At 73.2% G+C, this 13,219-nt stretch carries 13 protein-coding genes; 7 read left to right on the plus strand and 6 right to left on the minus strand.

Going from position 1 to position 13,219, the window contains the following annotated elements:
• The coding region (locus AB0O29_RS16000; RefSeq protein WP_365151977.1) for a DUF2510 domain-containing protein at positions 1–436 on the minus strand (436 nt) is incomplete at its 3' end.
• Between the two features lie 301 nt (positions 437–737).
• Here AB0O29_RS16000 and AB0O29_RS16005 point away from each other — a divergent pair.
• Positions 738–1,220, plus strand: a complete 483-nt coding sequence (locus AB0O29_RS16005; RefSeq protein WP_365151979.1) for an SsgA family sporulation/cell division regulator — start codon at positions 738–740, stop codon at positions 1,218–1,220.
• Positions 1,221–1,312: 92 nt separating this feature from the next.
• On the opposite strand, the gene AB0O29_RS16010 is transcribed toward AB0O29_RS16005, so the two are convergent.
• Positions 1,313–2,704, minus strand: coding sequence for an FAD-linked oxidase C-terminal domain-containing protein (locus AB0O29_RS16010; RefSeq protein WP_365151981.1), 1,392 nt, complete (start codon positions 2,702–2,704; stop codon positions 1,313–1,315).
• A gap of 96 nt (positions 2,705–2,800) precedes the next feature.
• On the opposite strand from AB0O29_RS16010, the gene AB0O29_RS16015 reads away from it, so the two are divergent.
• Entirely contained in the window at positions 2,801–4,318 is a 1,518-nt protein-coding gene (locus AB0O29_RS16015) for a tetratricopeptide repeat protein (RefSeq protein WP_365151983.1), read from the plus strand.
• A 90-nt stretch (positions 4,319–4,408) separates the two neighbouring features.
• Here the strand turns inward: AB0O29_RS16015 and hppD are convergent, their stop codons facing one another.
• Positions 4,409–5,554: a 4-hydroxyphenylpyruvate dioxygenase gene (hppD, locus tag AB0O29_RS16020; RefSeq protein ID WP_365151985.1), complete on the minus strand. Its 1,146-nt coding sequence runs from the start codon at positions 5,552–5,554 to the stop codon at positions 4,409–4,411.
• Positions 5,555–5,683: 129 nt separating this feature from the next.
• On the opposite strand from hppD, the gene AB0O29_RS16025 reads away from it, so the two are divergent.
• The 4 genes from AB0O29_RS16025 (at position 5,684) to AB0O29_RS16040 (ending at position 8,420) form a co-directional block, all read left to right on the plus strand.
• Complete coding sequence (locus AB0O29_RS16025; RefSeq protein WP_362059080.1) at positions 5,684–6,154, plus strand: Lrp/AsnC family transcriptional regulator; 471 nt, start codon at positions 5,684–5,686, stop codon at positions 6,152–6,154.
• Between the two features lie 68 nt (positions 6,155–6,222).
• Positions 6,223–6,849: a winged helix-turn-helix domain-containing protein gene (locus tag AB0O29_RS16030; RefSeq protein WP_365151987.1), complete on the plus strand. Its 627-nt coding sequence runs from the start codon at positions 6,223–6,225 to the stop codon at positions 6,847–6,849.
• Between the two features lie 57 nt (positions 6,850–6,906).
• Positions 6,907–7,122, plus strand: coding sequence for a hypothetical protein (locus tag AB0O29_RS16035; RefSeq protein WP_365151989.1), 216 nt, complete (start codon positions 6,907–6,909; stop codon positions 7,120–7,122).
• Positions 7,119–8,420 carry an MFS transporter gene (locus tag AB0O29_RS16040; protein ID WP_365151991.1) on the plus strand — a complete coding sequence of 434 codons (1,302 nt, stop codon included), beginning with the start codon at positions 7,119–7,121 and terminating at the stop codon, positions 8,418–8,420. Before AB0O29_RS16035 ends, AB0O29_RS16040 begins: the two co-directional genes overlap by 4 nt.
• Here AB0O29_RS16040 and AB0O29_RS16045 read toward each other — a convergent pair.
• Positions 8,350–9,147, minus strand: coding sequence for a S16 family serine protease (locus AB0O29_RS16045; RefSeq protein WP_365151993.1), 798 nt, complete (start codon positions 9,145–9,147; stop codon positions 8,350–8,352). The genes AB0O29_RS16040 and AB0O29_RS16045 overlap by 71 nt on opposite strands.
• Positions 9,148–9,288: 141 nt before the next feature.
• Positions 9,289–9,930 (minus strand): helix-turn-helix domain-containing protein, encoded by a 642-nt coding sequence (locus AB0O29_RS16050; protein ID WP_007264382.1) that lies wholly within the window; start codon positions 9,928–9,930, stop codon positions 9,289–9,291.
• A gap of 371 nt (positions 9,931–10,301) precedes the next feature.
• Between AB0O29_RS16050 and AB0O29_RS16055 the strand changes: the two genes are divergently transcribed.
• A complete protein-coding gene (locus AB0O29_RS16055; RefSeq protein WP_365151995.1) occupies positions 10,302–11,330 on the plus strand; it encodes a hypothetical protein in 1,029 nt (342 codons plus the stop codon).
• Positions 11,331–11,413: 83 nt separating this feature from the next.
• Here AB0O29_RS16055 and AB0O29_RS16060 read toward each other — a convergent pair whose 3' ends face one another.
• The gene (locus AB0O29_RS16060; protein WP_365151997.1) at positions 11,414–13,201 is read right to left on the minus strand and encodes a DEAD/DEAH box helicase; all 1,788 of its coding nucleotides are present in this window, start codon (positions 13,199–13,201) and stop codon (positions 11,414–11,416) included.
• Positions 13,202–13,219 lie beyond the last annotated feature (18 nt).

The raw sequence follows: 13,219 nt of genomic DNA on the forward strand, positions 1-13,219 counted from the left end.
GGGAGATCCCGCCGGGCCGGGCGTCCTCGGGCTCCCCGACGTCCGGGCCGCCCCAGGAGACCCGGACGTCGCGGGGCCCGCCGAACCCTGCCTGGTGCGCGGGATCCGCCTGCCAGCCCCCGTACCCGGGCGGCTCCCGCCCGGCGTCGGGCGCGGGCGCTCCCGAGGGGGCCCCGCCCCAGGGGCCGTCGCCCCGCCAGGCCGTCGCGGCCGCGTGGTCGTCCCGTACCGCCGGACGGGGGTCGGGGAGGGCTTCCGTCGCGGAGGTCTCGTCGAGGAACACCGGCCCCGTCTCGTCCACCCGGGCGGGGGCGGGACGGCTCGTACCCGGGACCCAGGCGGCGCCGTTCCAGTACCGGACGTAGCCGGGGATGGACGGATCGGGGTAGAAGCCCTCGCGGGCCGCGTGCTCGCCGTCACCAGGGGAGGCCGTCAATGTCCCCAACTCCGATCGTGGCTCAAGGCTTGTGCAGGGGAGGACCCAAGGGGAGGACCATAGCCAAGAACCCCCTCCCGACAGGTCCGGTAACGGCAGATTCCAAGCCTTTGAGCGAACCTCACCCCACCCCCGGCCCAGCCTCCGCCCCAACCCCTTGATTTCGGTCATCCGACAGATTCCGGCCAACCTCGAAATCGGTGCCCGAAGTCGCGTCATACCCGGGCACATCGGCGCTCTCTCCGGGTGTGGGGCGGTCCGCGTCCCACGTCCGAGGACGACGCACCGAAGTGAGGCCCCCGTGCACCACCACCCCGTCATCGAGCGCGAGCTCGAACTCAAGCTGGTCCTGTCCCCCGAGCGCAGCATCCGCGTCCCCGCGAAGCTGCTCTACCTCACCGACGACCCCTACGCCGTGCACATCACCTTCCACACCGGCACCAGCGCCCCCGTCAACTGGACCTTCGCCCGCGAGCTGCTCGTCGAGGGCGTGTTCCGCCCCTGCGGCCACGGGGACGTCCGGATCTGGCCCACGAAGATCGACAACACCTCCGTGCTGTGCATGGCGCTCAGCTCCCCCGACGGCGACGCCCTCCTGGAGGCCCCGGCCGGGGCCGTGTCGGCCTGGCTGGAGCGCACCCTGCGCGCGGTCCCGCCCGGGTCCGAGCCGGAGCGGCTCCGCCTGGACGAGGCCCTGGCCGAGCTGCTCACCCCGACCCCGGCCGACGAGCTGTGGCTGCGCGACCCGTGGCCCTCGGACGAGTCCGCGGACGGTGACCTGTGAGGGCCTCCGGCGGGGGACGCCCGGGCGGGACGGGCACCGGCGCGGACGGGCCCGGCACGAGCGGGTCCGGCACGAGCCGGCCCGGCGGGGTCTCAGAACAGCTTGCCGGGGTTCAGCAGCCCGAGCGGGTCGAAGGCCTGCTTGACGGCGCGCTGCAACTCCAGCCCGACCGGCCCGAGTTCGCGGGCGAGCCACTCCTTCTTGAGCACCCCGACCCCGTGCTCCCCGGTGATGGTCCCGCCCAGGGAGAGCCCGAGGGCCATGATGGCGTCGAAGGACTCGCGGGCCCGCCGCGCCTCGTCCTCGTCCGCGGGGTCGAAGCAGACGACCGGGTGGGTGTTGCCGTCGCCGGCGTGCGCGCAGACGCCGATGAGCAGGTCGTGCTTCCGCGCGATGGCGGCCGTGCCCTCCAGCATGTCGGCGAGCCGCGACCGGGGCACGCACACGTCGTCGATCATCGTCGCGGGCCGCAGGGCCTCCAGCGCGGTCAGGGACATCCGCCGGGCCTGGAGCAGCAGGTCCGACTCCGCCTCGTCCTCGGCGGGGACGACGGCGCTCGCCCCGGCGGCCGCGCACAGTTCGCCGACGGCCGCGAGGTCGGCGGGCGCGTCCGGGGTGTCGAAGGCGGCCAGCAGCAGCGCCTCCGTGCTGTCGGGCAGGCCCATCCGGCCGAGGGCGTTGACGGCGCGGACGGTCGTCCGGTCCATCAGCTCCAGCAGCGAGGGCGTCAGGCCCGCCTCCATGACGGCGCACACGGCGGCGCAGGCGGCGGCGACGGACGGGAACTCGGCGGCGAGGGCCAGCTGGCGGGGCGGCGCCGGCCGCAGCGCGAGGACGGCCTCCACCACCACGCCCAGGGTGCCCTCGGAGCCCACGAAGAGCCGGGTCAGGTCATATCCGGCGACCCCCTTGGCGGTCCGCCGCCCGGTGCGCAGGAGCCGTCCGTCGGCCAGCACCACGTCGAGCCCGAGCACGTACTCGGCGGTGACCCCGTACTTGACGCAGCACAGCCCGCCCGAGGCGGTGCCGATGTTGCCGCCGATCGTGCACTGCTCCCAGCTGGAGGGGTCGGGCGGGTAGTACAGGCCCTGTTCGGCGACGGCCCGGGAGAGGACCGCGTTGACCACGCCCGGCTCGACGACGGCGGTCCGGTCGACGGTGGAGACCTCCAGGATCCGGTCCATCTTCACCAGGGAGAGCACGATGCAGCCGTCGGAGGCGTTGGCGGCTCCGGAGAGGCCGGTGCGGGCGCCCTGGGGGACCACGGGGACGCGTAGGGCGGTGGCGGTGCGCATCACGTGCCGCACCTGTTCCACCGTCCGGGGCAGGACGACGACGGCCGGGCTGCCGGCGGGGCAGAAGCCGGCCATGTCGGAGGCGTACGCGGCGGTCACCTGCGGGTCGGTGAGGAGCGCCTCGGGCGGCAGGCCCTCGCGCAGCCGTGCGAGGAGACCGGGGGGCGGGGAGGCGTGGTCGTCGTCCATGGGGCCAGAGTGGCAGCCGGGGCCATCGGTGTGAACACGGCTGCGGCGGGCTTCGGACACCCGGGCGGCCTCTTCATATTGACGCACAGTGAGCGCATGGACGGTTTCGACGAGCATTCCCCGCAGCCCGCGCCGCCCGTGACCTTCACCGGCCGCAAGACGGTGGTGGCGGCCGCGGTGACGGTGGTGCTGATCGCCGCGACCCTGCTGATCCGCCCCGCCCGCACGGGCGACGACGCCCGCCCGCCGGGGCCGAGCGAACGGGCCGCGTCGGCGGTGGGCATGGGCGCCCCGGCGGCGGCGGTGGACCTGACGGCGCTGGTGGCGGACCGGGAGAAGTGGCTCGCCGGGCATCCCGACGACGACGCTTCGTGGGCGGTGCTGGGCTCGGCCTACCTGGAACAGGCCCGGCGGACGGCCGATTCCGGCTGGTTCCCGAAGGCGGAGCGGGCCCTGAAGCGGTCGCTGGAGGTCCGGCCGGCGGAGAAGGGCAACTTCGACGCGATGACGGGCATGGGCGCGCTGGCCGGCGCCCGGGGGGACTTCGTGACGGCCCGCAAGTGGGGTGAGCTGGTACGGGCGCAGGCGCCGCGGCGTTGGACGGCGTACCCGGTCCTCGTGGACGCGTACACGGGCCTGGGCGACTACAAGGGCGCGCAGCGGGCGCTGGAGCAGCTCCAGGAGCTGCGGCCGGGCCTGGCCGGGGACCTGAGGGCGGCCCGGGTGTACCGGGACCGGGGCTGGCGCGAGGACGCGGTGGTGGCGCTGGAGGCGGCGGGGGGTTCGGCGAAGTCCCCGGCGGAGAAGGCGTACGTGCTGTTCCGGCTCGGGGAGCTGGCCTGGGAGCGGGGCGACCCGGCCGAGGCGCTGCGCCAGTACGAGGCCGCGCAGCGCACGGACCCGGCGCAGGCGGAGGCCCTGGGCGGCCGGGCGCGGGCGCTGGCGGCGCTGGGGCGGAGCGGGGAGGCGGTGCGCGACTACCGGCTGGCGCTGGGGCGTACGCCGCTGCCGGGGCTGGCGCTGGAGCTGGGCGAGCTGCTGGACTCGCTGGGGCGTCCGCAGGAGGCGCGGGCGCAGTACGAGGCGGTGTCGGTGCTGGCGGCGCGCGGTGCGGCGGACGGGGTCGACCAGGAGGTGGTGCTGGGCCTGTTCGAGGCGGACCACGGCGATCCGGCGGCGGCGGTGCGCCGCCTGTCGGCGGAGTGGGAGCGGCACAAGAGCGTGCAGGTGGCCGACGCGCTGGGGTGGGCGCTGCACCGGGGCGGTGAGGACGCGGCGGCGCTGGAGTACGCGAAGAAGGCGACGGAACCGGGGCTGCGGAGCGCGGAGTTCGCGTACCACCGGGCGGTGATCGAGCAGGGGCTCGGGGACGAGGCGGCGGCGCGGCGGCACCTTCAGGAGGTCGAGCGGACGAACCCGGTGTTCTCGCCGGTCCGCGGCCCGCTGGCGAAGGAGGCCCTGGCCACGGTCGGGCAGCCGGCGCCCGGGGGGCCGGAGAACATGCAGCCGCGCACGCCGTGGGTGGCCCCGGAGATGCCGAAGCCCCGCCCCAAGCCGAAGCCGAAGCCTTCGGCGCAGCCCGTGAAGCCGAAGCCGAGCCCCTCGGCCACCTGAGCCCCGGGACGGCGTCGAGCGCCGGCCGGGCCGTGAAGGGCCCGGCCGGCGCTCGGCGCACGGGGGTGCGGGGGCGGAGCCCCGGGGAGGCTAGAGGTTGCCGCGGATGTCCTGCTCGCGCTCGATCGCCTCGAACAGCGCCTTGAAGTTGCCCTTGCCGAAGCCCATCGACCCGTGCCGCTCGATGATCTCGAAGAACACCGTCGGACGGTCCTGGACGGGCTTGGTGAAGATCTGCAGCAGGTAGCCGTCCTCGTCGCGGTCCGCGAGGATCTTCAGCTCGCGCAGCTCGTCGATCGGCACGCGCGTGTCGCCGACCCACTCGCCGAGCGTGTCGTAGTAGGTGTCCGGCACGGACAGGAACTCCACGCCCGCCGCGCGCATGGTGCGCACGGTCGAGACGATGTCGTTCGAGGCGAGCGCGATGTGCTGGACGCCCGGCCCGTTGTAGAACTCCAGGTACTCGTCGATCTGCGACTTCTTCTTCGCGATCGCGGGCTCGTTGATCGGGAACTTCACCTTCTTGGTGCCGTCCGCGACCACCTTCGACATCAGCGCCGAGTACTCGGTCGCGATGTCGTCGCCCACGAACTCCTTCATGTTCGTGAAGCCCATGACCTTGTTGTAGAACGAGACCCACTCGTTCATGCGGCCGAGCTCGACGTTGCCGACGCAGTGGTCGATCGCCTGGAAGGTGCGCTTGTCCGGCGCCGCGACCAGCGGCTCGCGCGCCACGTAGCCCGGCAGGTAGGGGCCGGTGTAGTCGACGCGCTCGACGAGGGTGTGGCGGGTCTGGCCGTAGGTGGCGATCGCGGCCAGCACGACCGTGCCGTGCTCGTCCTTGGCCTCGTACGGCTCGTCGAGGCCGCGCGCGCCCTGCTCGACCGCGTACGCGTAGGCGGCGCGCACGTCCGGGACCTCGATGGCGAGGTCGACGACGCCGTCGCCGTGCTCGGCGACGTGCTCGGCGAGGAAGCGGCCGTGGTCCGTGGTCGCCTTGATGACCGAGGTCAGGACGAACCGCGCGGAGCCGTTGGTCAGGACGTAGCTGGCGGTCTCCCGGCTGCCGGTCTCCGGTCCGGAGTAGGCGACGAGCTTCATGCCGAAGGCGGTGGAGTAGTAGTGCGCGGCCTGCTTGGCGTTGCCCACGGCGAAGACGACCGCGTCCATGCCCTTTACCGGGAAGGGGTCGGCCTCACGCGCGGTCTGCGGGGTGGTGTCCAGGGTCTCAGTCATGTGCGCAGCGTCCCGCCGTTCCACAAGCTGCGCAATAGTTTCCATTTCCGCTGTACATATTGCCCAGCCAGGTTCGAGGATGACTGAGAGATCTGTGCAGTATGACCAGCCGATCGAGGGAAGGTTTCCATGGCTATCGACGAACTCGACGGACGCTTGATCGTGCTGCTGGCGCGCGAGCCCCGGATCGGGGTGCTGGAGGCCTCGCGCCGGCTCGGGGTGGCGCGCGGCACGGTGCAGGCCCGTCTGGACCGGCTCCAGTCGAACGGGGTCATCCGCGGTTTCGGCCCGCAGGTGGACCCGACGGCCCTGGGCTACCCGGTGACGGCCTTCGCCACGCTGGAGATCAAGCAGGGCCAGGGCGCGGACGTACGGGCCCACCTGGCCGGGGTGCCGGAGGTGCTGGAGCTGCACACCACGACCGGGCACGGGGACATGCTGTGCCGGCTGGTGGCGCGGTCCAACGCCGACCTCCAGCGGGTCATCGACCGGGTGGTCGGCTTCGAGGGGATCGTCCGGGCCTCGACGGCGATCGTCATGGAAAATCCGGTACCGCTGCGGATCATCCCGCTGGTGGAACAGGCGGCCGAGGACCACTGACCGCCATCCAAAGAAAGGCTTGCAAAGAAACCCTTGCATAGAACTCTTTGCAAGCCTACGGTTGAGCCATGCCCGAGAAGAACACCGAAACCCCGCAGCCGGAGCCGGAGCAGCCGGCCGGTCCGCAGCAGCCCGCGGTCCGCACCCTGGACGCCCGCTCCCTGCGCGGCCTCGCCCACCCCCTGCGCATCCGCATGCTGGCCGCCCTGCGCCACGAGGGACCCGCCACCGCGTCCCGGCTGGCCGAGCAGCTCGGCGAGTCCAGCGGCGCCACCAGCTACCACCTGCGCCAGCTCGCCGCCCACGGCTTCGTCGAGGACGCGCCGGGGCACGGCAAGGGCCGCGAGCGCTGGTGGCGGGCGGTCCACCAGGGCACGGCCTTCGACGAGACCCTGATGTACGACGAGAGCGACCCGGAGACGCGCGGCGCCGCCGACGCCTTCCTGCACGAGATCGCCACCATCCACACCCAGGAGCTCAACACCTGGCTCGGCGACTCGCACAACTGGCCGCGGGAATGGCGGGCTTCGACGGACATGAGCGACTTCACGCTCCGCCTGACGCCCGCCCAGGCCACCGAACTGATCCACAAGGTGCACGACCTGGTGAACGGCTACCGCGACCTGCCGCAGGCCGAGGACACGGAGACGGTCCGCTTCCACACGCACGCCTTCCCGCGCCGCGGCCACGCGTAGCCCCGCCGCCCCGCCCCTCCCCCTCACCACCCCCACCCGCTCCGAAGGAGTCCTGCCATGCACGCCTTCACGCACACCCGGATACACGCCGCCCGCACCGCCGAACTCGCCGCCGACGCCGCCGCCGAGCGCCTCGCCCGTGAGGCCGCCGACGCCGCCGCGCCCGCGTCCGCCGCCCTGCGCGAGCGGCTCGGCGAGGCCCTGGTCGCCGCCGGGACCCGGCTGATGCGCCCCGGGCACCCGCACGCCCGCGTCCAGCGGCACGCCGTATGAGCCGGCGCCCGTTCGTGGCCGTCCTGGCCGCCAACACCATCTCCATCGCGGGCAGTTCACTCACCCTGATCGGCGTCCCGTGGTTCGTGCTCCAGACCACGGGCAGCGCCGGACGGGCCGGGATCGTCGCCTTCTGCGCCACCCTGCCCATCGTCGTCGCGGCCCTCGTCGGCGGCCCGGTCATCGACCGGATCGGCCGCCGCCGCGTCTCCGCCGCCTCCGACCTGGTCTGCGCCGTCTCGGTCGGCGCGATCCCGCTGCTGCACTACGCGGGACTGCTGGAGTTCTGGATGCTGTGCGCGCTGATGGCCGTCGGCGGCCTCGTGCACACCCCGGGCCTGACCGCCCGCTCCGTACTGCTGCCCAGCCTCGCCGAGCACGCGGGCACCACCGTCCCCCGCGCGGCGAGCCTGTACGACGCCGTCTCGCGCGGGGCCCGGATGATCGGGGCCGCCGTGGCCGGCCTGCTGATCGCGGTCCTCGGCGCGGAGACCGTCCTGCTGATGGACGCCGCCACCTTCGCGGCGTCGGCACTGCTGGTCTCCGTCTTCGTACGCGGCCTGGCCGCCGCCGAACCCCAACGCAGCGCCGAGAAGGCCTCGTTCGCCTCCTACCGCGCCGAACTCGCCGAGGGCTGGCGGTTCCTGACCCGCTCGCGCCTCCTGCTGGGCATCACCCTCATGGTGATGATGACCAACGGCCTGGACCAGGGCTGGTCCTCCGTCCTCCTGCCGGTCCACGGCCGCGAGGACCTCGGCGGGGCCACCGCCCTCGGTCTGATGATCTCCCTGTTCGGCGGCTTCGCCCTGCTCGGCGCCCTCCTGTACGGGGCGTGGGGCGACCGCTTCCCGCGCCGCGCGGTGTTCGCGGGCGCCTTCCTGGCCTCGGGCGCCACCCGCTACGCGGTCGCGGCCGTCACCGACACCCCGCTCCCCCTGGCCGTGACGATGGCCCTGGCCGGCCTGGGCGCGGGCATGCTGAACCCGATCCTGACGACGGTGATCTTCGAGCGGGTGCCCGAGGAGCTGCGCAGCCGGGTCTCCGGCGTGACCACGGCCGGCTGCGAGCTGGTCATGCCGATGGGCGGTCTCGCGGCGGGCCTCCTGGTCGACGGCTTCGGCGTCCGCCGGGCCCTGCTCGCCTTCGGCGGCGCCTACCTCCTGACCACCCTGACCCCGCTGCTCTTCCCCGCCTGGCGCGGCCTGGACGAGAGGCCCGCACCCCCGGTCAGCAGGACGGAACGTCCGCTCCCCGGTTCAGCCCCCGCAGCGCGTTCACCGCATCCGTCAGCGAAGTGACGGGAATCAGCTGGAGCCCCGCCGGCAGCTCGGACTTCGCGTCGGAGCACTCGGCCTTCGGCACGAGGAACACGGTGGCCCCGTCCCGCCGCGCGGCCTGCGTCTTGAGCCCGACCCCGCCGACCGCGCCGACCGTTCCGTCGGCACTGATGGTCCCCGTGCCGGCGATGCTGCGGCCGCCCGTGAGGTCGCCGCCGCTGCCGTCCCCGTCGATCTTGTCGACGATGCCGAGGGTGAAGAGCAGGCCGGCGCTCGGGCCGCCGACGTCGGCGAGGTTGAGGTCGACCTTGACCGACTTGGGGTCCTTGTGGAGGAAGCCGAGCGCGGCGGCCGCGGCGGCCGACTGCGACTGGTTCATCTCCTCCAGGTTGTGCTGCTCGATCTCCTTGTCGCTTCCGCCCGAGGGGTAGACCGCCTCCCTGGGCATGACCGCCTCGTCCGTCCTGAACCAGTGGTCGACGAGCTCGTGCAGCCGCATCGTCGAGGAGGGTCCGGTGGCCCGGATGGTGGTCATCCGCAGCTGGCCCCTGGTGTCCCGGACGGGGGTGCCGGTGACGGTGATCACGGGCTTGCCCTGGTCGGAGCCCAGCACGTCGGCCGTGGGCCCCGGGACGGCCACCACGAAGGGCAGCGGTGCGAGGGCCGCGACGGCGAACAGCGCGAGGACGGGCGCGGCGCAGACGGCCAGGGCGGTGGGACGCGGCAGACGTGTGAGGCGAGAGAGCACCCGGTCAATCTACCGACCCGCACCGCCCGCACCGCGCCGCACACAGCCCAGCGCGGCCGCGCACGCCGGACGGAGCCCCGGCGCGGAGCCCCGGCGCGGGGCGCCGGGGCACCGGGGCGGGGCAGGGCGGGGCGGTCTCCGTCAGCGGAGGGCGTCGGCGACCTCGCGGGCCGCGTCGACCACGCGGGGCCCGACCCGCTCCGGCACGGCGTCGGCGAGCATGACCACGCCGACGCTGCCCTCCAGGCCGGTGATGCCGACCAGGGGCGCGGCGGCGCCGCTGGCGCCCGCCTCCAGTTCGCCGTGGGTGAGCGTGTAGCCGGGCTCGATCAGCGAGCCCTGACGGGCCGCCAGGATGGCCCGGCCGGCCGCGCCGCGGTCCAGCGGGTGGCGGAAGCCGGCCCGGTAGGCGACGTGGTAGTCGGTCCAGGTGGGCTCCACCACGGCCACGGCGAGCGCCTCCGTGCCGTCGACGAGGGTCAGGTGCGCGGTGGCCCCTATGTCCTCGGCGAGGGAACGCAGGGCGGGCAGGGCGGCCTCGCGCACCAGCGGGTGGACCTGCCGGCCCAGCCGCAGCACGCCGAGGCCCACGCGGGCGCGGCCGCCGAGGTCACGGCGGACCAGGGCGTGCTGCTCCAGGGTGGCCAGCAGGCGGTAGACCACGGTGCGGTTGACGCCGAGCCGGTTGGAGAGCTCGGTCACGGTCAGCCCGTGGTCGGTGTCCGCGAGGAGCTTGAGGACTCTGAGCCCTCGGTCGAGAGTCTGGGAGGTTTCCGCAGTCACGAACGCCTCTCCCTCTGTGTCGTCGGTGGACGGCGGTGACTCTCATGGGGTCAGCGCTGCCGGTCCCTCGGCGACGCACGGAGAGGCCGCCGGTAGCGGCCATGGCACCGGCTGCGCTCCCGCGGCGGCGCTGCCACGGGGCGTTCATTGCGGGGACAGTAGCGAGCGGGTCCGCTCAGCGGAAGACCTCGTCCAGAATCCGGTCGCCTCCTGCCGGTTTCGGCCCTTTTCGCCGCCCGACTGTATCGATTCGTAATGTCCCTCGACCGAAAATCGGTTTACACGCCTACTACTCTGATCGTGTTCAAAAAGATGTTGGGGAGGGTCGGGGCGACACGCGCTCCGAACACATAAGGGGAGAGAAGCACCAAGTGAACCTGAAGCGCATGGCCGTCGTGGCCGCAGCCGCCGTGGTGGGTCCGACGGTCCTCATGGCCACGCCCGCGATGGCCGACGAGGTCCAGAACCCGGCCGTCACCACCCCGGACGCGGCCCCCAAGGGCGACTCCGCCGCCGCGGAGACCCCGGCCGCCCCGGCCGCGGACACCGCGAAGCCGGCCGTCGAGACCCCGGCCCCGGCCAAGGACGCCAAGCCCGCCGCCGAGAAGCCCGCCCCGGCTCCGGCCAAGCCGGCCCCGGCCCCCGTCGACGAGGACGAGAACTACAAGGCCACCGGCCCGGTCCTGGGTCTGGGCGGCGTCCCGGGCTCCTTCAAGGCCGGCGGCGACTGGACGAACATCACCGTCAAGGTCGACAACTCCAAGGGCAAGGCGCAGGAGAGCTACGTGCTCGTCCTGGCCGTCGCCGACGAGGCCAACAAGCTCAGCGCCAAGGACGTCCACGTCCAGCTCTACTACCAGGGCGGCTGGCACGACGTCGAGGTCATCAGCGACGGGGGCACCCCGGTCGCCCTCCTGACCGACGACGTCGAGATCCCGGTCAAGTCCCTGAGCCTCCAGGTCCGCGTCAAGTTCAACGCGGGCGCGCCGAAGGGCGACATCGCCATCGCGGTGGCCGGCGGCAGCAACGTCGACGAGGGCGTCTACTCCGACACCGCCTGGGCCGAGTCGAAGATCGTCTCCGGCAGCACCAACGGCGGTGGCAACACCGGCGGCAACACGGGCGGCAACACCGGTGGTAACACCGGCGGCCACGACAACGGTGGCGGCAACACCGGTGGCGGCAACGACACCAAGCCGAACGGCGGCGGCACCACCACGCCGATCGTCGACCACAACACCGGCAGCGGCACGGGCACCGGCACCAACACCGGCGGCGAGCTCGCCGAGACCGGTGCGGACGCCGCCACCAGCTGGGCGCTCGGCGCCGGCGGCGTGGCCCTGGCCATGGGTGCGGCCCTGGTCGCCGGCACCGGCCGTCGTCGCCGCGTCACCAGCTGACCCGGCTCCACGCCTGACGGCGACGGGGTCCGTGCGCACCGCGCACGGACCCCGTTCCCGTATCCACACCTACGCCGACGGGCTCACCGCATCCGGGTGGCCCACTCCTGCACCTTCTTGATCCGCTCCTTCAGCTGCCCCGCCGTCGCCTCCGCGCTCGGCGGCCCGCCGCACACCCGGCGCAGCTCGGTGTGGATCACCCCGTGCGGCTTGCCGCTCTGGTGGACGTACGCGCCCACCATCGTGTTCAGCGACTTGCGCAGCTCCAGCAGCTCCTTGTGCGAAACCACCGGACGCCGCTCGGCCGGCAGCTCCAGCAGGTCGGCCTCCGAGTCGGGCTTGCGGCGGCTGTGCGCGATCTGCCGCGACTGCCGCTTCTGCAGCAGCAGCTGCACCTGGTCCGGCTCCAGCAGCCCCGGGATGCCGAGGTAGTCCTGCTCCTCCTCGCTGCCGGGGTGGGCCTGCATGCCGAACTCGGCCCCGTCGTACAGCACCCGGTCGAAGACCGCGTCGGACTCCAGCGCCTCGAAGGACATCTGCTCGTCCTCGCCGGTGTCCTCGTCCTCCTGCCGGTTCGCCTCCTCCATCTCCTTCTCGGACTGGGCGTACGGGTCCTCGTCCTCGCCCGCCTTCTTCGGCCGGTCGAGGACGTGGTCGCGCTCGACCTCCATCTCGCTGGCGAAGCCGAGCAGGTAGGGAATGGTCGGAAGGAACACGGACGCCGTCTCGCCGCGCCTGCGCGATCGCACGAAGCGGCCGACGGCCTGCGCGAAGAAGAGCGGGGTCGAGATGGTCGTCGCGTACACGCCCACCGCGAGGCGGGGGACGTCGACGCCCTCGGACACCATGCGGACCGCGACCATCCAGCGGTCGTCGTTCGCGCTGAAGGTGTCGATGTTCTTCGACGCGCCGGTGTCGTCGGAGAGCACGACGGTCGGCTTGGTCCCGGTGATCTCCCGGATCAGCTTCGCGTACGCGCGCGCCGCGTCCTGATCGGCGGCGATGACGAGCCCGCCCGCGTCCGGGATGCCCTTGCGGACCTCCGTGAGCCGCTGGTCGGCGGCGCGCAGCACGTTCGGCATCCAGTCGCCTCGCGGGTCCAGCGCCGTGCGCCAGGCCTGCGAGATGGCGTCCTTGGTCATCGGCTCGCCGAGGCGGGCCTCGATCTCGTCGCCGGCCTTGGTGCGCCAGCGCATGTTGCCGCTGTAGGACAGGAAGATCACGGGCCGGACGACGCCGTCGCCCAGCGCGTTGCCGTAGCCGTACGTGTAGTCGGCGGAGGAGCGGCGGATGCCGTCGTTGCCCTCCTCGTACGTCACGAAGGGGATCGGGTTGGTGTCGGAGCGGAACGGGGTTCCGGTCAGCGCGAGGCGGCGGGTCGCCGGGTCGAAGGCCTCCAGGCAGGCCTCGCCCCAGGACTTCGAGTCGCCCGCGTGGTGGATCTCGTCCAGGATCACCAGGGTCTTGCGCTGCTCGCAGCGGTTGCGGTGCAGCATGGGCCGCACGCCGACGCCGGCGTAGGTGACGGCGACGCCGTGGTAGTCCTTGCTGAGCGGCCCGGCCGAGTACTCGGGGTCGAGCCGGATGCCTATGCGGGCGGCGGCTTCCGCCCACTGCTTCTTCAGGTGCTCGGTCGGCGCGACCACGGTCACCTGCTGCACCACGTGGTGGTGCAGCAGCCAGGAGGCCATGGTCAGCGCGAAGGTGGTCTTGCCGGCGCCGGGGGTGGCGACGGCGAGGAAGTCACGGGGCTGGGTCTGGATGTACTTGTCCAGCGCCCCCTGCTGCCAGGCACGCAGCTTGCTGGCGGTACCCCACGGCGCGCGGCCGGGGAAGGCGGGTGAGAGGTGGTGGGAGGCGGTAGTAGTCACGGTCTCCGGTTCGGGCTC

Origin of the sequence: Streptomyces sp. NPDC089915, from assembly GCF_040684675.1 — a bacterium.
GTDB lineage: Bacteria > Actinomycetota > Actinomycetes > Streptomycetales > Streptomycetaceae > Streptomyces.

Coding starts and splice junctions, on each gene's coding strand:
- AB0O29_RS16040 (WP_365151991.1), top strand. CDS start 7,119: ATGAGCCGGCGCCCGTTCGTGGCCGTCCTGGCCGCCAACACCATCTCC.
- AB0O29_RS16010 (WP_365151981.1), bottom strand. CDS start 2,704: ATGGACGACGACCACGCCTCCCCGCCCCCCGGTCTCCTCGCACGGCTG.
- hppD (WP_365151985.1), bottom strand. CDS start 5,554: ATGACTGAGACCCTGGACACCACCCCGCAGACCGCGCGTGAGGCCGAC.
- AB0O29_RS16030 (WP_365151987.1), top strand. CDS start 6,223: ATGCCCGAGAAGAACACCGAAACCCCGCAGCCGGAGCCGGAGCAGCCG.
- AB0O29_RS16015 (WP_365151983.1), top strand. CDS start 2,801: ATGGACGGTTTCGACGAGCATTCCCCGCAGCCCGCGCCGCCCGTGACC.
- AB0O29_RS16025 (WP_362059080.1), top strand. CDS start 5,684: ATGGCTATCGACGAACTCGACGGACGCTTGATCGTGCTGCTGGCGCGC.
- AB0O29_RS16035 (WP_365151989.1), top strand. CDS start 6,907: ATGCACGCCTTCACGCACACCCGGATACACGCCGCCCGCACCGCCGAA.